General features: G+C 75.7%; 1 protein-coding gene. It reads left to right on the top strand.

Annotation, left to right across the window (positions count from 1 at the left end; genetic code table 11):
• Positions 1 to 28 precede the first annotated feature (28 nt).
• Complete coding sequence (locus ACFV4G_RS05600; RefSeq protein ID WP_380436785.1) at positions 29 to 24,718, top strand: non-ribosomal peptide synthase/polyketide synthase; 24,690 nt, start codon at positions 29 to 31, stop codon at positions 24,716 to 24,718.
• The last annotated feature ends 15 nt before the right edge of the window (positions 24,719 to 24,733 follow it).

Raw genomic sequence — 24,733 nt, 5'->3', positions numbered from 1 at the left:
TTCGTCGAGGTATTGAGGGTGAGTGGCCGTGTCCGACCTCCAGGATGTCCTGCTGCCGCTGACCGCCGCCCAGTCGGGTGTCTGGTACGCGCAGCAGCTGAATCCGCAGAACACCATCTTCAACACCGGCGAATTCCTGGAAATCGGCGGTCCGGTGGACGCGGGGCTGTTCGAGGCGGCGCTGCGCCGGGTGGTCGCGGAGGCGCAGACGCTGCGGCTGCGCTTCACCGGGACGGAGACCGGGCCGGCGGCGCGGATCGTGCCGGCCGAGGAGCTGGAGTGGTCCCTGCACGTGGTCGACGTGAGCGCGGAGGCGGACCCGTGGGCCGCCGCCCGGGCCTGGATCGCCGCGGACTTCGCCCGGCCGCTGGACACCGAGCACGACCACCTGTTCCTGTTCGCGCTGTTCAAGGTGGCCGAGGACCGCCACCTGTGGCTGCACCGCTACCACCACCTGCTGGTCGACGGCTTCACCGTCAACATGGTCGCCCGGCGCACCGCCGCCGTGTACTCGGCGCTCGCGGCCGGCGAAGAGGTCCCGGAGAGCCCCTTCGCGCCGCTCGGGCAGCTGCTCGCCGAGAAGGAGGAGTACCGCGACTCCGAGCGCCGCGCCGCCGACCGCGCGTACTGGACGGAACGGATGCGGGGCTGCCCCGAGCCGGTCAGCCTGTCCGGCGAGCAGCCGCGGCTGGCCCGCTCGCTGGCCCGGCACACCGCCCACCTCGACCCGGCCGGCACGGACCGGCTGCGCGAGCTCGCGAGCGAGGCCGGCGTCACCTGGCCGCCCGCGCTGGTCGCCGCCGTCGCCCTGTGGCTCGGCCGCCTCACCGACTCGCCCGAGGTCGTGCTCGGCCTGCCGGTCTCCACCCGGCTCGGCCAGAGCGCCCGCAGCGTGCCCGGCATGGTCTCCAACGTGCTGCCGCTGCGCATCGCCGTCGAGCCCGGCGCGACCGTCGAGGAGCTGCTCGCCGGGGTCTCGCGCGAGATGCGCGCGGCGATGAAGCACCAGCGCTACCAGTTCGAGGACCTGCGCCGTGACCTCGGCATGCTCGCCGACGACCGCCGGCTGGTCGGCCCGCACGTCAACATCATGATGTTCGACTACGACCTGCGGTTCGGCGGGCACCCGGCCCGCCCGCACAACATCTCGATCGGCCCGGCCGACGACGTGTCGTTCATCGTCTACGACCGCGGCACCGGCGCGGGCCTGCAGATCGACTTCGACGCCAACCCGGACCTCTACGGCGACGGCGAACTCGCCGCCTACCAGCGGACGTTCCTGGACTTCCTGCACCGCCTCGGCACCGCCGCGCCCACCGACCGCGTGGACTCCGTCGCGCTGGACACCGCCGGACTGCCCTCGCGCACCCGTGCCACCGCCGGTGACGCGGACGGCCAGGCGGCCCCCGCCGTCGCCCGCGCCCCGCGCACGGCCGCCGAGGATGCGCTGTGCCGGCTGTTCAGCGAGGTGCTCGACGAGCAGATCGGCTCGATCGACGACAACTTCTTCCTCCTCGGCGGCAGTTCGATCCAGGTGACCCGCCTGGTCGGCCGGATCCGCAAGGAGCTGAAGGCCGAACTCACGCTGCGCACGGTCTTCGAGCACGCCACCGTCGCCACCCTCGCCGAGGCCCTCGGCCTGGGCGCCGGCACCGCCGCCGAGCCCGCCCCCGCCGCCCGCGCCGCGCTCACCGCCCGCCCGCGCCCCGAGCGGATGCCGCTGTCCGCCGCGCAGAACCGGCTCTGGTTCCTCAACCAGATGGAGAGCGGCAGCGGCCGCGCCGCCTACAACGACGGCCTCACCGTCGAGCTCACCGGCCGCCCCGACGCCGACGCGCTGCGCACCGCCCTGGCCGACGTCGCCGCCCGGCACGAGAGCCTGCGCACCGTCTTCCCCGTCCTCGACGGCACCCCGCACCAGCACGTGCTCGACCCCGCCGACGCGCGGCCCGCGCTCCACGTCACCGAGGTCGCCGACGAGGACGACCTGGACGAGCTGCTCGCCGGCGCCGCCGCCCTCGGCTTCGACCTGGCGGCCGAAGTCCCGGTGCGCGCCCACCTGTTCACGCTCGCCCCCGAGCGGCACGTGCTGCTGCTGGTGGTCCACCACATCGCCGGCGACGGCTGGTCGGTCGCCCCCTTCACCCGCGACCTCAGCCTCGCCTACGCCGCCCGCCTGCGCGGCGAGGCCCCGCGCTTCGCGCCGCTGCCCGTCCAGTACGCCGACTACACGCTGTGGCAGCGGGAGCTGCTCGGCGACGAGCGGGACGGGCGGAGCCTGCTCGCCCGGCAGATCGAGCACTGGCGCGCCGCCCTCGCCGAGCTGCCCGAGGAACTCGCCCTGCCCGCCGACCGGCCGCGCCCGGCCGTGGCGAGCCACCGCGGCGGGCGGACCGCCTTCGAGCTCGACGGCGAGACCCACCGGCGGCTGCTCGCGCTCGCCCAGGGCTCCGGCGCGAGCCTCTTCATGGTCGCCCAGGCCGCGCTGGCCGCCCTGCTGCACCGCGTCGGCGCGGGCGACGACATCCCCGTCGGCACCGTCATCGCCGGACGCACCGACGAGGCACTGAACGAGCTGGTCGGCTTCTTCGTCAACACCCTGGTACTGCGCACCGACGTCTCCGGCGACCCGACCTTCCGCGAACTGGTCGACCGCGTCCGTGAGTTCGACCTCACCGCGTACGGCCACCAGGACGTGCCGTTCGAGCGCCTGGTCGAGGCGCTCAACCCGGTGCGCTCGCTGGCCCGCCACCCGCTCGCCCAGGTCACCCTGGCGCTGGCGGACAACGCGGCGCCGCTGCTGGAGCTGCCCGGCCTGGAGACGGCGATCCGCCACCTGGAGACCGACACCGCCAAGTTCGACCTGTCGCTGCGGCTCGCCGAGCGCTTCGACGCCGAGGGCCGCCCGGCCGGCCTGGCCGGCGGCTTCGAGTACGCCCGCGACCTGTTCGACGAGGCCACCGTCCGGGTGCTCGGCGAGCGCTTCCGCCGCCTGGTCGAGGCCGTCGCCGCCGACCCGGCCGTCCGCGTCGGCGCCGTCGACCTGCTCGGCGACGCCGAGCGCGCCCGGATCCTCGGCGAGTGGAACGACACCGCCCTCGACGTCCCGGCCGCCACCACCCCCGCACTGTTCGCCGCCCAGGCCGCCCGCACCCCGGACGCCCCCGCCCTCCTCCACGAGGGCACCGGGCTGAGCTACCGCGAGCTCGACGAGCGCTCCGCCCGGCTGGCCGCGCTGCTCGCCGAGCGCGGCGCGGGCCGCGGCCGGACCGTCGCGGTCGCCCTCGGCCGCGGCGTGGACACCGTGGTCAGCCTGCTCGCCGCGATGCGCGCCGGCGCCGCCTACCTGCCCGTCGACCCGGCCTACCCGGCCGAGCGCATCGCCTACATCCTCGACGACGCGCGCCCGTGCCTGGTGGTCACCAGCACCGCGCTCCAGGCCGCGCTCCCCGCGGACGACGACACCCCGCGGCTGCTCCTGGACACCGTCGAGCTGCCCGCCCAGCCGCTGGCCGACGGGCCGTTGACCGTGCACGACGCCGCCTACGTCATCTACACCTCCGGCTCCACCGGCCGCCCCAAGGGCGTCGTGGTGAGCCACCGCGGCGTCGCCAGCATGGCCGCCGCCCACCGGCTCCGGTTCGGCGGCGGCGCCGGGCACCGCGTGCTCCAGTTCTCCTCGCCCAGCTTCGACGCCTCCATGTGGGAGATCCTGACCACCCTGGTCAACGGCTCGGCGCTGGTCCTCGCCCCGGCCGGACGGCTGGCCGCCGGCGAGCCGCTGGCGGCCCTGCTGGCCGAGCAGCGGGTCACCCACGCGACCCTCCCGCCGGTCGTGCTCGCCGCCATGGGCGACGCCGCGCTGCCCGCCGGGATGACGCTGGTCACCGCCGGCGAGGCCTGCTCGGCCGAGCTCGTGGCCCGCTGGGCCGACGGCCGCGCCATGGTCAACGCGTACGGCCCGACCGAGTCCACCGTCTGCGCCACCATGTCCGCGCCGCTCGTCCCCGGCGCCGGCGCGCCCACCATCGGGCGGCCGATCACCAACACCCGGGTGCTCGTCCTGGACGCCGGTCTGCGGCCCGTCCCGGCCGGCGTCGCGGGCGAGCTGTACCTCACCGGCTCCGGCCTCGCCCACGGCTACCTCGGCCGCCCCGGCCTGACCGCCGAGCGCTTCACCGCCAACCCGTACGGCCCGGCCGGCTCGCGCATGTACCGCACCGGCGACCTCGTGCGCTGGACGGCGCACGGCGAGCTCGACTACCTCGGCCGGGTCGACGACCAGGTCAAGATCCGCGGCTTCCGGATCGAGCTCGGCGAGGTCGAGGCCGCGCTGCTCGGCCACCCGGCCGTCGCCCAGAGCGCGGTGATCGTCCGCGAGGACCGGCCCGGGGACAAGAGGCTCGTCGGCTACGTGGTGCCGGCCGCCGGCGCCGTCGTCGACCCGGCCGAGCTGCGCGCCCACGTCGGCGCCGCGCTGCCCGACTACATGGTCCCGGCCGCCGTCCTCGTCCTGGACGCGCTCCCGGTCACCGCCAACGGCAAGCTCGACAAGCGCGCCCTGCCCGCCCCCGACTTCGGCGCGAGCACCGGGCGGGCGCCCGAGACCGCCCGGGAGCTGCTGCTCGCCGGGCTGTTCGCGGAGGTCCTCGGCCTGGAGTCGGTCTCCGCCGACGACAGCTTCTTCGACCTCGGCGGGCACTCCCTGCTCGCCACCCGCCTGGTCGGCCGGATCCGCACCGAGGCCGGCGCCGAACTCACCGTGGGCGCCCTCTTCGAGGCGCCGACCGTCGCCGCGCTCGCCGCCGCCCTGACCGGCGCCGCCGGCGCCAGGGCCGCCCTGCGGCCGCAGGCCCGACCAGCGCGCGTCCCGCTCTCCCACGCCCAGCGCCGGCTCTGGTTCCTCGGCCACTTCGACGGCCCGAGCGGCACCTACAACCTCGGCCTCTCGCTGCGCCTGCGCGGCCGGCTCTCGGCCGACGCCCTGGCCGACGCGCTCGCCGACGTCACCGCCCGCCACGAGGCCCTGCGCACGCTCTTCCCCGACACCGACGGGCACCCCGAGCAGCTGGTCCTCGACTCCGCCGACCCCGCCGCCCGGCCGCGGCTGCACCGCGCCGAGGTCACCTCCGGGCAGCTCGACGCCGCGCTCTCGGAGGCCGCGGCCGCCGGCTTCGACGTGACCGCCGAAATCCCGCTGCGCGCCCACCTGTTCACCCTCGCCGAGGACGACCACGCGCTGTTGGTCGTCGTGCACCACATCGCGGCGGACGGCTGGTCGATGGCGCCGCTGACCCGCGACCTCTCGGTGGCGTACGCGGCCCGACTGGGCGGCACCGCACCGGAGTTCACGCCACTGCCGGTCCAGTACGCCGACTACACACTGTGGCAGGCCGAGGTCCTCGGCGACGAGCACGACCCGGCCGGCGAGCTCAACCGGCAGATCGACTACTGGCGCACGGCGCTCGCGGGACTGCCCGAGGAACTCCCGCTGCCCACCGACCGGCCCCGCCCGGCCCGGATGACCTACCGCGGCGAGACGGTGCCGTTCGACGTGTCCAGTGAACTGCGCGCCCGGTTGGAGGAGTTGGCCCGCGAGAGCGGCACCAGCCTCTTCATGGTCGTCCAGGCCGCACTCGCCACGCTGCTGCACCGCCTCGGCGGCGGCGAGGACATCCCGCTCGGCTCGCCGATCGCGGGCCGCACGGACGAGTCGCTCGACGACCTCGTCGGCTTCTTCATCAACACGCTGGTGCTGCGCAACGACCTCTCGGGGCGGCCTACCTTCCGCGAACTGCTGCGCCGCGTACGGGAGACGGCGCTGGCCGCCTACGCCCACCAGGACGTGCCGTTCGAGCGCCTCGTCGAGGCCATCAACCCCGAGCGCTCGATGGCGCGCCACCCGCTGTTCCAGGTCTCCTTCCAGCTGCAGAACATCCCGTCGGACCGGCTGGTGCTGCCCGGCGTCGCGGTCGAGACGCAGCCGATCCGGCTGGACACGGCGAAGTTCGACCTCTCGTTCACGCTCGCGGAGTCGGAGGAGGGGCTGGCGGGGAGTGTCGAGTACGCCGTCGACCTGTTCGACCGGGCGACGGCGGAGGCGTTGGGCGCGCGGCTCGTCGCGGTACTGGAGGCCGTCGCGGCGGACCCGTCGGTCCGGGTCGGTGACGTCGACGTCCTGACCGGGGACGAGCGCGGGCTCGTCCTCGGCGAATGGGCCGGCATCGATCGGGAGTTGGCCCCGGCCACCTTCCACGGGCTCTTCGAGGCCGCTGTCGACGCCACGCCCTCGGCGCCCGCGATCGCGAGTGGCGAGCTCGTCCTCACCTATGCCGAGGTGGAGGAGCGGGCCAACCGGCTCGCGCACTGGCTGCGCGGCCAGGGCGTCGGGGCGGAGAACATCGTCGCGCTGCTGCTGCCGCGATCCGTCGACATCGTCATCGCCCAGCTCGGTGTGCTGAAGGCCGGGGCGGCGTACCTGCCGATCGACCCCGACTACCCCAGCGACCGCATCACCTACATGCTCGACGACGCCAAGCCCGCACTCGTCCTGCGCGAACTCCCCTCCGTCTCGAAGGAATCGGCAGAGCGTCCCGGTGTCGCGGTCGACCAGGCGAACCCGGCGTACCTGATCTACACCTCCGGCTCCACCGGCCGCCCCAAGGGCGTCGTCGTCACCCACACCGGCATCGCCGCCTTCGCCGCCGCCGAACTCGACCGCTTCGACGTCACGTCGGACAGCCGCGTCCTCCAGTTCGCCTCCCCGAGCTTCGACGCCTCCGTCCTCGAACTCGTCATGACCTTCGCCGCCGGCGCCACCCTCATCGTCCCCCCGCCCGGCCCCCTCGCCGGAGACGTCCTCGCCGACGTCCTCACCAACGAACGCGTCACCCACTCCCTCATCCCCCCGGCAGCCCTCGCCAGCGTCCCCGCAGGCCAGTTCCCCCACTTCCGCAGCCTCATCGTCGGCGGCGACGCCACCTCCGCCGAACTCGTCGACCGCTGGGCCCCCGGCCGCCGCATGACCAACGCCTACGGCCCCACCGAATCCACCGTCGCCGCCACCATCTCCACACCGCTCGCCCCAGGCACGGGTGTGCCCTCGATCGGCACGCCGATCCCCAACACGCGCACGCTGATCCTCGACGAACACCTCCGCCCCGTCCCGCCCGGCGTCCCCGGCGAGCTCTACCTCGCGGGCGCCGGACTGGCCCGCGGCTACCTCGGCCGCCCCGCCCTCACCGCCGAACGCTTCACCGCCAACCCCCACGGCCCCGCCGGCACCCGCATGTACCGCACCGGCGACCTCGCAAAGTGGGCCCAAGACGGCACCATCGACTACCTCGGCCGCACCGACGACCAGGTCAAAATCCGCGGCTTCCGCATCGAACTCGGCGAAATCGAAACCGTGCTGGCCCGCCACGAGGGCGTCGCCCGAAGCGCCGTCATCGTCCGCGAAGACCAGCCCGGCCTCAAGCGCCTCGTCGCCTACATCGTCCCCGCCACCCCCGGCACCCTCGACACCGAAGCCCTCCGCGCCCACCTCGCCGCCGCCCTGCCCGACTACATGGTCCCGTCCGCCTTCGTCACCCTCGACGCCCTCCCACTGAGCGTCAACGGCAAGCTCGACCGCAAGCAGCTCCCGGCCCCCGAGTACACCGGCACCACCCGGGGACGGCAGCCCGTCGGCAGGGCGGAGGAGGTCCTCTGCGGGATCTTCCGCGACCTGCTGGGCGTGGCCGAGGTGACCGTCGAGGACGGCTTCTTCGAGCTGGGCGGCGACAGCATCGTCTCCATCCAGCTGGTCAGCCGCGCCCGCAAGGCCGGGCTGGTCCTCACCGCCCGCGACGTCTTCACCCACCGCACCCCGGAGGCCCTGGCCGCGGTCGCCACCACCGCCACCGTGCTGCCCACCGAGGAGGCGGGCGCCGGGCTCGGGCTCGTGCCGGAGACGCCGATCGTCGGCTGGCTGCGCGAGGTGGACGGCCCGATCGACGGGTTCAACCAGGCGATGCTGGTCCGCACCCCCGCGGCGGCCACCTTCGAGCGCCTGGCGGACGCCCTCCAGGCCGTACTCGACCACCACGACGTGCTGCGCGCCCGGCTGGTCCGCGGCGCCGACGCGTGGAACCTCGACGTCCCCGAGCCCGGCACCGTCCGCGCCACCGACGTCCTGCGCCGCGCCGAAACCGCCGACCTCGCCGCCGAGGCCCGCGCCGCCCAGCTGCGACTCGACCCGGACGCCGGTGTGATGGTCCAGGCCGTCTGGTTCGAGGACACCGCCCGCCTGCTCGTCATGGCCCACCACCTGGTCGTGGACGGCGTCACCTGGCGCATCGTCCTCCCGGACCTCGCCCACGCCTACGAGGGCACCGCTCTGGAGCCCGTCCCCACGTCCTTCCGCCGCTGGGCCGAGCAGCTCACCGCGCTCGACCGCTCCGCCGAACTCCCGCTCTGGCAGGCCCAGTCGGCCGGCGAGGACGCGCCGCTCGCCGTCCTGGACCCGGCCGTGCACACCGCCGCGACCGCCCGGCACCTGAACCTCACCCTGCCGTCGGACGTCACCGCCGCCCTGCTCACCGACACCGCCGCGCGCTTCCGCGCGACCGTCAACGACGTGCTGCTCACCGCGTTCGCGCTCGCCGTGAACGCCTGGCGCCCCGGCCAGGGGACGGGTGTGCTCGTCGACCTGGAGGGCCACGGCCGCGAGAACGTCGTCGAGCACGCCGACACCACGCGCACGGCCGGCTGGTTCACCAGCATGTTCCCCGTCCGCCTCGACCCGGGCACGGCCACCGACCCGGCCCGCGCACTCAAGGCCGTCAAGGAGCAACTGCACGCCCTCCCGGACAACGGCATCGGCTACGGCCTGCTGCGCGGCGCGCTCGACGACGCCCCGCGCCCCCAGCTCGGCTTCAACTACCTCGGCCGCTTCGCGGCGGGCGAGACGGACGCCGACTGGGCGCTGTGCACGGACATCGCGCTCGGCGACGGCCGCGACCCCGCCATGCCGCTCGCCCACGCCATCGACCTCAACGCCGCCACCCTCGACACCCCCGAGGGCCCGCAGCTCACCGCCGACTGGTCCTGGCCCGACGGCCTCTTCACCGAGGACCGCGTCCGCGAGCTCGCCGAGGCCTGGTTCACCGCCCTGCGCACCCTCGCCGCCACCGACGGCAGCGGCCTCACCCCGTCCGACGTCCGCCCGCTGGTCGAGGTCTCGCAGGAGCAGATCGACCGCCTGGAGGCCGACCACGGCCCCCTCGCCGACCTCCTCCCCCTCTCCCCCCTCCAGCAGGGCCTCTACTTCCACGCCACCTACGACACCGACGGCCAGGACGTCTACACCGTCCAACTCGCCCTCGACATCGAAGGCCCGCTGGACGTCCCCGCCCTGCGCGCCGCCGCCACGGCCCTGCTCGCCCGGCACGGCACGCTGCGCGCCGCGTTCCGCCAGGACGGCTTCGAGACGCCGCTCCAGGTGATCCCGGCCGCCGTCGAACTCCCGTGGCGCGAGCTGGACTTCACCGGCCGACCAGCGGACGCCGACGCCTGGACCGCCGAGGACCGGGCCGAACGCTTCGACCCGGCGCGCGCCCCGCTGATGCGTTTCGCCGTGCTGCGCACCGGCGCCGACCGGCACCGGCTGGTGCTGACCAACCACCACATCCTGCTCGACGGCTGGTCGATGCCCGTCCTGGTCAAGGAGCTGTTCGCGCTCTACCGGGGCGAGGGCGCGGCCCTGCCCCGGGTCACCCCGCACCGCGAGTACCTGGGCTGGCTGGCCGGCCAGGACTGGTCCGTCGCCGAGGACGCCTGGCGGCGGGCGCTGGACGGCCTGGCCGAGCCCACCCTGGTCGCCCCGGCGGACCGGGACGGCGCCGCCGGCACGCCCGACCGCGTCACCGCCGAGCTGCCGGCCGAGCTCACCGCCCGCCTCACGGCGGTGAGCCGGGCCCGCGGCACCACGCTCAACACCCTGCTCCAGGCGGCCTGGGCGCTGGTCGTCGGCCAGCTGACCGGCCGGGCGGACGTGGTCTTCGGCGGCACCGTCTCGGGCCGTCCGCCGCAGGTCGCCGGGATCGAGTCGATGATCGGCCTGTTCATCAACACGCTGCCGGTCCGGGTCGCGCTCGACCCGGCCGAGACGCTCGGCGCCCTGCTGGACCGGCTCCAGGAGCAGCAGGCCGCCCTGCTGGACCACCAGTACCTCGGCCTGACCGACCTCCAGCACGCCACCGGCCTCGGCGAACTCTTCGACACCCTGGTGGTGTTCGAGAACTACCCGCTCGACGCCGACGTGCTGGACTTCGGCCGCGGCCTGCGCGTCACCGGCCTGGCCGGCCACGACGCGACGCACTACCCGCTGATCCTCACCGCCGTGCCCGGCGAGCGGCTCCAGCTGCGCCTGGACCACCGCACCGGCGCGTTCGACGCCGTCGCCGCGACCGCCCTGCTGGAGCGGGTGGCCGGTGTCCTCACCGCCGCCCCCGGCCTGCTGGACGCGCCCGTCGGCCGGATCCCGCTGCTCGCCGCCGAGGAGCGGGAGCGGCTGGTGCACGGGCTGAACGACACCCCGCGCAACCCCGGCGCGGCCGTGCCGGTGATCACCCGGCTCTTCACCGAGCTGGCCGGCTGGGCCCCCGCCGCCGAGGCCGTGGTCGCGGACGGCGGCAGCCTCTCCTACGGCGAACTCGACGCCCGGGCCAACCGCCTGGCGCACAAGCTGATCGCCGCCGGGGTCCGCCCCGAGGACCGGGTCGCGCTGCTGATGGAGCGCTCGCCCGAGCTGGTCGCCGCGATCCTCGGCGTGCTCAAGGCGGGCGGCGCGTACGTGCCGCTCGACCCGCGCTTCCCGGCCGCCCGGATGCGGCACATCCTGGCCGAGACGGGCGCCGCCGTGCTGATCGCCGACGCGGCGGACGACGCGGCCGGGTACGGCCTCGACGAGGACGCGGACCTGACCGTCCTGGAGGCCGCCGCCGCGCTCGCCGAGGGCCCCACCCACGACCCCGGCGTGGACGTCCGGCCCGGCCAGCTCGCCTACGTGATGTTCACCTCCGGCTCGACCGGCCTGCCCAAGGGCGTCGGCGTGACCCACCGCGACGTCGTCGCGCTCGCCGAGGACCGCCGCTTCGAGTCCGGCCACGAGCGGGTGCTGCTGCACTCGCCGACCGCCTTCGACGCCTCCACCTACGAGCTGTGGGTGCCGCTGCTCGGCGGCGGCCAGGTCGTCGTCGCCCCGGCCGGGGACCTCGACGCCGTCCGCCTGCGCGAGACCGTCACCCGGCACGGCGTCACCGCGCTGTGGCTGACCGCCGGCCTGTTCCGGCTGATCGCCGAGGACGGCCCCGGCTGCCTGGCCCGGGTCGGCCAGGTGTGGACCGGCGGCGACGTCGTGCCCGCCGCGGCCGTGCGCCGCGTCCTGGCGGCCTGCCCCGGCCTGACCGTGGTCGACGGCTACGGCCCGACCGAGACCACGACCTTCGCCACCACCCACCGGATCGGCTCCGCCGCCGAGGTGCCGGCCGCGGTCCCGATCGGCCGCCCGCTGGACGGCATGCGGGCGTACGTGCTGGACGCCGCCCTGCGGCCGGTCCCGCGCGGCGTCGCGGGCGAGCTGTACCTGGCCGGGGACGGCCTGGCCCGCGGCTACCTGAACCGCCCCGGCCTGACCGCCGAGCGCTTCACCGCCGACCCGCACGGCCCGGCCGGCTCGCGCATGTACCGCACCGGCGACCTCGTGCGCTGGAACGCGGCGGACGCGCTCGACTACCTCGGCCGCACGGACGACCAGGTCAAGGTGCGCGGCTTCCGCATCGAACTCGGCGAGATCGAGGCCGTCCTGGCCCGGCACCCCACCGTCGCCCAGGCCGCCGCGATGGTCCGCGAGGACGTCCCCGGCGACCAGCGGCTCGTCGCCTACCTGGTGGCCGCGCCCGGCGCCCGGATCGAGCCGGCCGAGCTGCGCGCGCACGCCGCCGACGGCCTGCCCGGCTTCATGGTGCCGTCCGCCTACGTCACCCTGGAGACGCTGCCGTTGACCGGCAACGGCAAGGTGGACCGCCGCGCGCTGCCCGCGCCCGCGCTCACCGCCTCGGCCGGCCGCGCCCCCCGCACCCCGCAGGAGGAGATCCTGGCCGGACTGTTCGCCGGGATCCTCGGACTGCCCGCGGTCTCCGTCGACGACAGCTTCTTCGACCTCGGCGGGCACTCGCTCCTCGCCACCCGCCTGGTCAGCCGGATCCGCCCGGTGTTCGGCGTCGAGCTGGCCGTCCGCACGCTCTTCGAGGCGCCGACCGTCGCCGCGCTCGCCGAGCGGATCGCCGTGGCCGGGCACGCCCGCGCCGCGCTCACCGCCCGACCACGGCCGGAGGAGGTCCCGCTCTCCCCCGCCCAGCGCCGGCTCTGGTTCCTCAACCGCTTCGAGGGCGCCACCGCCTCCTACAACCTGCCGCTCGCGCTGCGGCTGGAGGGCGGGCTCGACCGGGCCGCGCTGACCGCCGCGCTCGGCGACGTCACCGACCGGCACGAGAGCCTGCGGACCGTCTTCCCCGAGTTCGACGGCCGCCCCCGCCAGTGGGTGCTGCCCGCCGGCACCACCGCGCTCAGCCTGCCGCTGACCGAACTCACCGACGGCGAGGGCGCGTTGGACGCCGCGCTGGCCGGGGCGATCGCCGCGGGCTTCGACCTCACCACCCAGCCCCCGCTGCGCGCCGAGCTGTTCCGGATCTCCGCCACCGAGCACGTGCTGCTCGTCGTGCTGCACCACATCGCCGGCGACGGCTGGTCCCTCGCGCCCTTCGCCCGCGACCTCGGCACCGCCTACGACGCCCGCCGGGCCGGCACCGCCCCCGCGTGGAAGCCGCTGCCCGTCCAGTACGCCGACTACACGCTCTGGCACGCCGAGGTGCTCGGCGACGAGGGCGACGGGGACAGCCCGCTGGCCCGTCAGGTCGAGCACTGGAAGCAGGCCCTCGCCGGGCTGCCCGAGGAGCTCGCGCTGCCCGCCGACCGGCCGCGCCCGGCCGACGTCAGCTACCGCGGCGAGTCCGTCCCGCTGGCGCTGCCGGCCGAGGTGCACGAGCGGATCGCCGCCGTCGCCCGGGCGCACGACGCGAGCGTCTTCATGGTCGTCCAGGCCGCCGTCGCCGCCCTGCTGCACCGGCTCGGCGCCGGGGACGACATCCCGCTCGGCAGCGTCATCGCCGGGCGCACCGACGAGGCGCTCGACGAGCTGGTCGGCTTCTTCGTCAACACCCTGGTGCTGCGCACCGACCTGACCGGCGACCCGACCTTCGCCGAGCTGCTGGCCCGCGTCCGGGAGAGCGACCTCGCCGCCTACGCCCACCAGGACGTGCCGTTCGAGCGCCTGGTCGAGGTGCTCAACCCGGTCCGCTCGCTGGCCCGCCACCCGCTGTTCCAGGTGATGCTGGCCTTCCAGAACAACGCGGCGGCCACCCTCGACCTGGACGGGCTGCGCGCCACCGCGCTGCCGGTGCGGCTGTCGGCGGCCAAGTTCGACCTGCTGTTCTCGCTGGAGGAGACCTTCACCGCCGACGGCGGACCGGCCGGGCTGACCGGTGTCCTGGAGTACTCCGCCGACCTCTTCGACCGGACCACCGCCACGTCCCTCGGCGACCGCCTCGGCCGGCTGCTCGCAGCCGTCACCGCCGACCCGGACCTGCCCGTCGCCGCCGTCGAGGTGCTGACGGACGCCGAGCGCGCCCTGGTCCTGGACGGGTGGAACGACACCGCCCGCCCGGTCGCCGAGACCACCGTGCCGGAGCTGTTCCGCGCACAGGCCGCCCGCACCCCGCAGGCCCCGGCGGTGCTGCACGCCGGCACCGAACTGTCCTACGCCGAGCTCGACGCCCGCGCCAACCGGCTGGCCCGGCTGCTGATCGCCGAGGGCGCGGGCCCGGAGCGGTTCGTCGCGCTGACCCTGCCGCGCACCGCCGAGCTGGTCGTGGCGCTGCTCGCGGTGCTCAAGTCCGGCGCCGCCTACCTGCCGGTCGACCCCGGCTACCCGGCCGACCGGATCGCCCACATGCTCGACGACGCGCGGCCCGCGCTGGTGCTCACCAGTACCGAAGCGGCCGGCGCGCTGCCCGCGGACGTCCCCGCGCTGCGGCTGGACGACCCGGCCGTGCACGAGCGGCTCGCCGCCCTCCCGGACGGCGACGTCACCGACGCCGAGCGGCCGCTCCCGCTGGACCCGCGCCACCCCGCGTACGTCATCTACACCTCCGGCTCCACCGGCCGCCCCAAGGGCGTCGTCATCCCGCACCGCAACGTCGCCGACCTCGCCGCCTGGGCGGCCTCCGACATCGGCCCCGAGCGCCTGTCCGACGTCCTCGCCGCGACCTCGCTCAACTTCGACGTGTCCGTCTTCGAGCTGTTCGGCCCGCTGCTGTCCGGCGGCCGGATCGAGCTGGTCCGCGACGTGCTCGCGCTGCTGGACGCACCCGAGGGCCGGCACTACGGCCTGGTCAGCGCCGTCCCGTCGGCGCTCGCCCACACCCTCGGCCAGGCCGGCGCCCCGCGCTTCGGCGCCGACCTCGTGGTGCTGGCCGGCGAGGGCCTGGCCGCGCACACCGCGGACGCGATCCGGGCCGCCGTGCCCGGCGCGCGCCTCGCCAACATCTACGGCCCCACCGAGGCCACCGTGTACGCCACCGCCTGGTACGAGGGCGAGGACGGCGCCGGGCGCACCCCGCCGATCGGCCGCCCCCGCCGCAACACCCGGGCGCTCGTCCTGGACGCCGGCCTGCGGCCGGTCCCGGCGGGCGTCGCGGGCGAGCTGTACCTGGCCGGCGAGGGCCTGGCCCGCGGCTACCTGAACCGCCCCGGCCTGACCGCCGAGCGCTTCGTCGCCGACCCGTACGGCCCGGCCGGCTCCCGGATGTACCGCACCGGCGACCTCGTGCGCCGCAACGCCGACGGCGAGATCGAGTACCTCGGCCGCACCGACTTCCAGGTCAAGGTGCGCGGCTTCCGGATCGAGCTCGGCGAGATCGAGGCCGTGCTCGCCAAGCACCCCGCCGTCGCCCAGGCGGCCGTCCTGGTCCGCGAGGACACCCCCGGGGACCAGCGCATCGTGGCCTACGTCGTCCCGGCGAACGGCGCCGAACCGGAGCCCGCCGAGCTGCGCGCGCGGGCCGCCGCCGCGCTGCCGGAGTACATGGTCCCGTCCGCCTTCGTCCCGCTGGAGCGGCTGCCGCTCAACCCGAACGGCAAGCTCGACCGGCGCGCCCTGCCCGCCCCCGACTTCGGGGCCGCGGCCGGGGCCGGGCGGGCCCCGCGCGACGAGCGCGAGGAGCAGCTGGCCGGCCTGTTCGCCGAGGTGCTCGGCGTGCCGCGGGTCTCGATCGACGACGGCTTCTTCGACCTCGGCGGGCACTCGCTGCTCGCCACCCGGGTGGTCAGCCGGGTGCGGACCCTGTTCGGCGTCGAGCTGCCGGTGCGCGCCCTGTTCGAGACCCCGACCGTCGCCGCCCTCGGCGAGCGGATCGGCGCCGCGGGCCGGGCCCGGCAGGCGCTCACCGCCCGGGTGCGCCCGGAGTCGGTGCCGCTGTCCGCCGCGCAGCGCCGGCTGTGGTTCCTCAACCGCTTCGAGCAGCGCACCGGCACCTACAACCTGCCGCTCGCCGTCCGCCTCACCGGCCCGCTCGACGCCGCCGCCCTGGCCACCGCCCTCGGCGACCTCACCGCGCGGCACGAGAGCCTGCGGACCGTCTTCCCGGACGCCGACGGCCGGCCGCGCCAGCAGGTGCTCCCCGCCGCCGGGGCGCGCCCGGTGCTGCACACCGCGCCGTACGACGCCGCGGCGCTCGCCGCGGCCGCCGCGCTGGACTTCGACCTCGCCGCCGAAGTGCCGCTGCGCGCCCACCTGTTCGCCCTCTCCGCCACCGAACACGTGCTGCTCGTGGTGATCCACCACATCGCCGGCGACGGCTGGTCGATGGCCCCGATCGCCCGCGACCTCGCCGCCGCCTACGCGGCCCGACTGGACGGCCGCGCACCGGAGTTCACCCCGCTGCCGGTCCAGTACGCCGACTACACGCTCTGGCAGGCCGAGGTCCTCGGCGACGAGGCCGACCCGGCGAGCGAACTCGCCCGCCAGACCGGCTACTGGCAGCGCACCCTCGCCCGGCTGCCCGAGGAGCTGGCCCTGCCCGCCGACCGGCCGCGCCCGGCCGAGCAGAGCTTCCGCGGCGACACCGTGCCGCTGCACCTGCCCGCCGACGCGCACGCCGCGCTCACCGCGCTGGCCCGCGAGGCCAACGCGAGCGTCTTCATGGTCGTCCAGGCCGCCCTGGCCGCCCTGCTCGGCCGGCTCGGCGCCGGTGAGGACGTCCCGATCGGCTCGCCGATCGCCGGGCGCACCGACGAGGCCCTGGACGAGCTGGTCGGCTGCTTCGTCAACACCCTGGTGCTGCGCACCGACCTGACCGGCGACCCGACCTTCCGCGAGCTGGTCGGACGGGTCCGGGAGACCGACCTCGCCGCCTACGCCCACCAGGACGTGCCGTTCGAGCGCCTGGTCGAGCTGCTCAACCCGGAGCGCTCGCTGGCCCGCCACCCGCTGTTCCAGGTGATGCTCTCGCTGCAGAACAACGCGGCGGCCGAGCTCGTCCTGCCCGGACTGGCCGTCGAACCGCACCCGGCCGTGGTGGACGGCGCCAAGTTCGACCTGTCCTTCCAGCTGGCCGAGGAGTTCAGCGCCGACGGCGCGCCGGCCGGCGTCGGCGGCCGGATCGAGTACGCGACCGACCTGTTCGACCGGGACACCGCGGCCGTCCTCGCCGGGCGGTTCGCCCGCGCCGTGACCGCCCTGGTCACCGCGCCGGACCGGGCGCTGTCCGAACTCGACCTGCTCACCGCCGAGGAGCGCCGCCGCGTCCTCGTCGAGTGGAACGACACCGCCCGCGAGGTGCCCGCCACCACGCTGCCCGCGCTGTTCGAGGCGCAGGCCGCCCGCACCCCCGGCGCCCCCGCCCTGACGGCCGCCGGCGAGCGGCTGACCTTCGCCGAACTCGACGCCCGCGCCAACCGGCTGGCCCGCCTGCTGGCCGGGCGGGGCATCGGCCCGGAGCGCTTCGTCGCCGTCGCCCTGCCGCGCACCGCCGACCTGGTCGTCGCGCTGCTCGCCGTCATGAAGGCCGGCGCGGCCTACGTCCCCGTCGACCCGGCGCTCCCGGCCGGGCGCATCGCCCAGCTGCTCCAGGACGCCGGCACCGCCGCCGTCATCACCGGCGACGGCGCCCGCGACGCACTGCCCGCCGACCGCGGCGGCGAGCGGATCGACCTCGGCTCCCCGGCGGTCGTCCACGAGCTGCGCGAGCTGGCCGGCACCCCGCTGACCGACGCCGGGCGCACCGCCGCCCTGCGGCCCGCGCACCCGGCGTACGTCATCCACACCTCCGGCTCGACCGGCAAGCCCAAGGGCGTCGTCGTCCCGCACGCGGGCCTCGGCAACCTGTTCCACCACCACTTCACCGAGCTGTACGCGGCGGACATCGCCGCCGCCGGCCGCCCGCTGCGCGCGGCGCTCACCGCCGCCGTGTCCTTCGACGCCTCGCTCGACCCGGTGCTCTGGCTGGTCGCCGGCCACGAACTGCACCTCGTGGACGACGACACCCGGCGCGAGCCGCAGGCCCTGATCGGCTACGTCCGGGAGCACCGGATCGACTTCCTGGAGCTCACCCCGTCCTACGCCGAGCAGCTCGTCGAGCAGGGCCTGGTGCGGGACGCGTCGGCCCGGCCGCGGATCCTCGCCCTCGGCGGCGAGGCCGTGAGCCCGGCGCTGTGGCAGGAGCTCGCCCGCACCCCGGGCGTCACCGGCTACAACCTGTACGGCCCGACCGAGGCCACCGTCGACAGCGCCGCCACGAGCACCGCGGACACCGCGCGGCCGCTGGTGGGCCGCCCGGTGGCCAACGCCCGCGCCCTCGTCCTCGACGAGCGCCTGCGGCCCGTCCCGGCGGGCGTCGCGGGCGAGCTGTACCTCGCGGGCGCCGGACTCGCGCGCGGCTACCTCGGCCGCCCCGACCTCACCGCCGAACGCTTCACCGCCGACCCCTACGGCCCGGCCGGCAGCCGGATGTACCGCACCGGCGACGTCGTGCGCTGGACCGCCGACGGCCGGCTCGACTACCTCGGCCGCACCGACGACCAGGTCAAGATCCGGGGCTTCCGCATCGAACTCGGCGAGATCGAGACGGTGCTGGCCCACTACGAGGGCGCGCTGCGCTCGGCCGTGGTCGTCCGCGAGGACCAGCCCGGCATCAAGCGCCTGGTGGCGTACGTCGTACCGCGCGGCGGCGCCCTCGACGAGGCCGTGCTGCGCGCCCACCTGGCCGCCGCGCTGCCCGCGTACATGGTCCCGTCCGCCTTCGTCGCGCTCGACGAGCTGCCGCTGACGGTCAACGGCAAGCTCGACCGCCGCGCCCTGCCCGCGCCCGAGTACCGCGGCACCGGCCGCGGACGGCCGCCGCGCACGCCGGGCGAGGAGGTCCTGTGCGGGATCTTCCGCGACCTGCTCGGCGTGGCCGAGGTGTCCGCCGAGGACGGCTTCTTCGAGCTGGGCGGCGACAGCATCGTCTCCATCCAGCTCGTCAGCCGCGCCCGCAAGGCCGGGCTGGTCCTCACCGCCCGCGACGTGTTCCGGCACCGCACCCCGGAGGCGCTGGCCGCCGTCGCCGGCACCGCCGCCGCGCTGCCGGTGGAGGAGCCCGGGGCCGCGTACGGGCTCGTCCCGGAGACGCCGATCGTCAGGTGGCTGCGCGAACTCGGCGGCGCCGTCGACGGGTTCAGCCAGACCATGGTCGTGCGGACGCCCGCCGGCGCCACCTTCGAGCGCCTGGCCGACGCGCTGCAGACGCTCCTGGACCACCATGACGTGCTGCGCGCCCGGCTGGTCCGCGGCGCCGACGCGTGGAACCTCGACGTCCCCGAGCCGGGCACCGTCCGCGCCGCCGACGTCCTGCGCCGCGCCGAGGGCGCCGACCTCGCCGCCGAGGCCCGCGCCGCCCAGCTGCGACTCGACCCGGACACCGGTGTGATGCTTCAGGCCGTCTGGTCAGAGCAGCAGGGCCGCCTGCTGGTGATGGCGCACCACCTGGTGGTGGACGGCGTTTCGTGGCGCATCCTGCTGCCGGACCTCGCCCACGCCTACGAGGGCACCCCGCTGGAGCCCGTCCCCACGTCCTTCCGCCGCTGGGCCGAGCAGCTCACCACGCTCGACCGATCCGCCGAACTCCCGCTCTGGCAGGCCCAGTCGGCGGGCGAGGACGCGCCGCTCGCGGAGCTGGACCCGGCCGTCCACACGGCGGCCACCGTCCGGCACCTGTCGCTGACCCTGCCGTCGGACGTCACCGGCACGCTGCTCACCGACACCGCCGCGCGCTTCCGCGCGACCGTCAACGACGTACTGCTCACCGCGTTCGCGCTCGCCGTGAACGCCTGGCGGGGCGGCGACGCCACACAGGTCCTGGTGGAGCTGGAGGGCCACGGCCGCGAGAACGTCGTCGAGCACGCCGACACCACGCGCACGGCCGGCTGGTTCACCAGCATGTTCCCCGTCCGCCTCGACCCCGGCGCCCCCGGCGACCCCGGCCGCGCACTCAAGGCCGTCAAGGAGCAACTGCACGCCCTCCCGGACAACGGCATCGGCTACGGCCTGCTGCGCGGTTCCCTGACCGACGCCCCGCGCCCCCAGCTCGGCTTCAACTACCTCGGCCGCTTCACCGCCGCCGGGGAGGACGCCGACTGGACGCTGTGCACCGACGTCGCGCTCGGCGACGGCCGCGACCCCGCCATGCCGCTCGCCCACGCCATCGACCTCAACGCCGCCACCCTCGACACCCCCGAAGGCCCGCAGCTCACCGCCGACTGGTCCTGGCCCGACGCCCTCTTCACCGAGGACCGCGTCCACGAGCTCGCCGAGGCCTGGTTCACCGCCCTGCGCACCCTCGCCGCCACCGACGACAGCGGCCTCACCCCGTCCGACGTCCGCCCGCTCGTCACCGTCACCCAGGAGCAGATCGACCGCCTGGAGGCCGACCACGGCCCCCTCACCGACCTCCTCCCCCTCTCCCCCCTCCAGCAGGGCCTCTACTTCCACGCCACCTACGACACCGACGGCCAGGACGTCTACACCGTCCAACTCGCCCTCGACATCGAGGGATCCGTCGACCGGGACGCGCTGCGCTCGGCGCTGCGCACCCTCCTCGCCCGGCACCCGAACCTGCGCGCCGCCTTCCGCCAGGACGGCACCGCCGCGCCGCTCCAGGTGATCCCGGCGGACGTCGAACTCCCGCTGCGCGAGGTGGACTTCACCAACCTGCCCGAGGACGGGCGGGCGGCGGCGGCCGACCGGCTCACCGCCGAGGACCGCACCCGGCGCTTCGACCTCGACCGGCCCCCGCTGATGCGTTTCACCCTCATCAGCACCGCCGCCGACCGGCACCGGCTGGTCGTCAGCCACCACCACCTGCTGCTGGACGGCTGGTCCATGCCGGTCTTCCTCGGCGAGCTGTTCGCCCTCTACGGCACGCGCGGCGACGCCGCCGGGCTCGCCCGGGTGACGCCCTACCGCGACTACCTGGACTGGATCGCCGGCCAGGACCGCACCGCCGCCGAGGCCGCCTGGCGGCAGGTGCTGGACGGGCTGGAGGAGCCGACGCTGCTCGCCGCCCCCGACCCGTCCCGCGCCCCCGTCCTGCCGGTCCGCACCCGGCTGGAGCTGCCCGAGGAGCGGACGGCCGCGCTGGCCCGCTTCGCCCGGGAGCGCGGGGTCACCGTCAACACCGTGGTCCAGGCCGCGTGGGCGATGGTGGTGGGCCGCCTGACCGGCCGCGACGACGTGGTCTTCGGCGGGACGGTCTCGGGCCGTCCGCCACAGGTCCCCGGCGTCGAGTCGATGGTCGGCCTGTTCATCAACACCCTGCCGGTGCGCGTGACCCTCGACCCCGCCGAGCGCTTCGGCGCGCTGCTGGAACGCCTCCAGGACCAGCAGGCCGGGCTCATGGACCACCAGTACCTGCCGCTCGCCGACCTCCAGCGGATCGCCGGGCTCGGTGAACTCTTCGACACCCTCGTGGTGTTCGAGAACTACCCGCTCGACGCCGACGGGCTGCGCACGGCCGCCGGCGGGCTCGGCATCGTGGGCGGCGACAACCACGAGTCCACGCACTACCCGCTGAGCCTCACCGTGAGCCTCGGCCGCTCCCTCGGCCTCGACCTCGCGCACCGGCCCGACCTGCTCTCGCAGGAGCGGGTGGACGGGCTCGCCGCGACCTTCGTCCGCCTGCTCGGCGAGGCCGCCGCGCTCGCGGAGGAGCCGGTCGGGCGGCTGCGGCTGGGCGAACCGGCGGGCGAGGCGCTGGTCCTCGGCGCGTGGGCCGGTTCGGCGCAGGCGGCGCCGGTGCTGGAGCCGCTGCTCGGGCGCTTCGCCCGGCAGGTCGCGGCGACGCCGGACGCCACCGCCGTCATCAGCGGCGATGAGCGGCTCAGCTACGCGGAACTCGACTCCCGCTCCAGCCGGTTGGCCCGCCTGCTCGTCGAGCACGGCGCCGGGGCGGAGGGCTACGTCGCCGTCGCCCTGCCGCGCACCGCGGACCTGCTCGTCGCGCTGCTCGCCATCCAGAAGTCCGGCGCCGGCTACGTCCCGCTCGACCCCCAGCACCCCGCCGAGCGCCTCGGCTACGTCCTGGAGGACGCCCGGCCCTCGCTCCTGCTCACGACGCGGGAGACCGCCGCCGCCCTCCCGGCGACCGGCACCCCGGTGCTGTTGCTCGACGACGCGGCGGTCCCCGAGCAGCCGGACGGGCCTCTTGAGCTGGTCCACGACGGCCGGACGCCCGCCTACGCGATCTACACCTCGGGCTCCACCGGACGCCCCAAGGGCGTCGTCATCCCCCGCGCCGCACTCGACAACTTCCTCACCGACATGTCGGCACGCGTCCCGATGGACGGCACCGACCGCCTGATCGCCGTCACCACCGTCTCCTTCGACATCGCCGCCCTGGAGCTCTACCTCCCCCTCCTCAACGGCGCCGCCGTCGTCATCGCGAGCAAGGACGAGGTCCTCGACCCCGAAGCCCTCGCCGCCCTCATCACCAAGACCGACGCCACCGTCCTCCAAGCCACACCGTCCCTCTGGCAGACGCTCACCGCCCAGGTACCGCAGGCGCTTTCCGCCCTGCGCATGCTGGTCGGCGGCGAAGCGGTACCGGGTGCACTCGCCGAGGCGATGGCCTCGGCCGGGCGGTCGGTGCTCAACGTGTACGGCCCGACGGAGACGACCATCTGGTCCACCACCGCCGTCCTGGACGGCACCACGGCCAGCCCCTCCATCGGCCGCCCGATGCTCAACACCCGCGCCTACATCCTCGACTCGGCCCTGCGCCCCGTCCCCGAAGGCACCCCCGGCGAGCTCTACCTCGCCGGCACCGGCCTCGCCCGCGGCTACCTCGGCCGCCCCGCCCTCACCGCCGAACGCTTCACCGCCGACCCCCACGGCACCCCCGGCACCCGCATGTACCGCACCGGCGACCTCGCAAAGTGGGCCCAAGACGGCACCATCGACTACCTCGGCCGCACCGACTTCCAGGTCAAGGTCCGCGGCTTCCGCATCGAACTCGGCGAAATCGAATCCGTCCTCGTCAAACACGACAGCGTCACCCGCGCCGCCGTCGTCGTCCGCGAAGACCGCCCCGGCGTCAAACTGCTGGTCGGCTACGTCGTGCCGGACGGCACCGCCGACCCGGCCGGGCTGCGCGCCCACGTGGCCGCCGAGCTGCCGGACTACATGGTCCCCGCCACGATCGTCCTGCTGGACGCGCTGCCGCTCAACACCAACGGCAAACTCGACCGCAAGGCCCTCCCCGCCCCCGACTTCGCCGACCGCACACCCGGCCGCGCACCCGCCACCGAACGCGAGAAACTCCTCGCCACCCTCTTCGCCGAAGTCCTCGGACTACCCGAGGTCGGCGCCGACGACAGCTTCTTCGCCCTCGGCGGCGACAGCATCACCTCCGTCCAACTGGTGGGCCGCGCCCGCCTGGCCGGCCTGGTGCTGACGCCCCGCGAGGTCTTCCGGCACAAGACGGTCGAGGCGCTGGCCGCCGCCCTGCCCGAGTCCCCGGCCGAGCTCGCGCTCGCGCCCGACCCGGAGGGCGCGGACCCGGCGGTCGGCGCGCTCCCGGCCACCCCGATCATCCGCTGGCTGCGCGAACTCGGCGGCCGAATCGACGGGTTCAACCAGTCGGTGCTCGCGCCGGTGCCCGCCGGGCTCACCGCGGACGTGCTGTCGGCCGTGCTCCAGGCCGTCCTGGACCACCACGACGCGCTGCGCGCCCGCCTGGTCCGCGGCCCGTCGGCCTGGACCCTGGAGGTGCCGCCGAAGGGCGCGCCGACGGCCGCCGGCCTGATCCACCGGGTCGACGTCGCCGGCCTCACCGCGGCCGAGGCCGCCGCCCGACTGGACACCGAGGGCCGCGCCGCCCAGGACCGGCTCGACCCGGACGACGGCGTCATGGTCCAGGCGGTCTGGTTCGACGCCGGCCCGCAGGCCCCCGGCCGGCTGCTGCTCGTCCTGCACCACCTGGTGGTCGACGGCGTCTCCTGGCGGATCCTGATGCCGGACCTGATGGCCGCGTACGAGGCCGTCGCGGCCGGCCGGGAGCCCGTCCTGGCGCCGGTGTGGACCTCCTTCCGGGCCTGGGCCCGCGGCCTCGCCCGCGCCGCCCTCACCCCGGAGCGCACCGCCGAACTCCCGGTCTGGACCGCCATGCTGGCCGGCTACCAGGAGCCCCCGCTGGGCACCAGGGCGCTCGACCGCACCCGCGACCTCGCGGCCGGCGCCCGGCAGTACACCGTGACGCTGCCCGCCGACGTCACCGGCCCGCTGCTGTCCACCGTGCCCAGCGTGCTCGGCACCGGCGTCAACGAGGTGCTGCTCACCGCGTTCGCGCTCGCCGTCACCGGCTGGGACCGCGCCCGCGGCCGGGAGCGGTCGGCCGGCGTCCTGCTGGACCTGGAGGGCCACGGCCGCGAGGAACTGCTCGCCGGGGTCCTGCCGGACGCCGACGTCTCGCGGACGGTCGGCTGGTTCACCAGCATGTTCCCGCTGCGGCTCGACCCCGGGGTCGCCGCCGCCGACTGGCCGGAGCTGCTGGCCGGCGGCCCCGCCGCCGGGCGGGCCCTGGCCGCGGTGGCCGGACAGCTCGCCGTCCTGCCCGACAACGGCGCCGGGTACGGGCTGCTGCGCCACCTCAACCCGGAGACGGCGGGCGTGCTCGCCGCCCTCCCCGAGCCGCAGCTCGGCTTCAACTACCTGGGCCGCTTCGGCGCCGGGGACGGCGAGGACGACGGCGACGGCGGCCTCGGCGGCAGCGACGCCGCGATGCCCGCCGGCCACGCCCTGGAGCTCAACTCGCTGGCCCAGGACCGCCCGGACGGCCCGCACCTGGTGGCCTCCTGGAGCTGGCCCGGCGAGCTGTTCGCCGAGGACGAGGTCGCCGCCCTTGCCGCCGCGTGGTTCTCGGCCCTGCGGGCGCTGGTCGCCCACGCCGCGGACCCCTCGGCCGGACCGGTCGAGGCCCTCGCGCCCCGGCCCGCCGCACCGGCTCCCTCGGCTGCACGGCCCGCACCGCTGCTGGATCTCGACCAGGACGAGATCGACGCGTTCGAAGAAGACTTCGAGTTCTGAGTTGGAGAGAAGCGA

The organism is Kitasatospora sp. NPDC059747, from assembly GCF_042732955.1.
In the GTDB taxonomy this organism is placed as follows: Bacteria; Actinomycetota; Actinomycetes; order Streptomycetales; family Streptomycetaceae; genus Kitasatospora.
The sequence above is the reverse complement of the archived record's forward strand: the minus strand, read 5'-3'. Positions and strand labels throughout refer to the sequence as shown.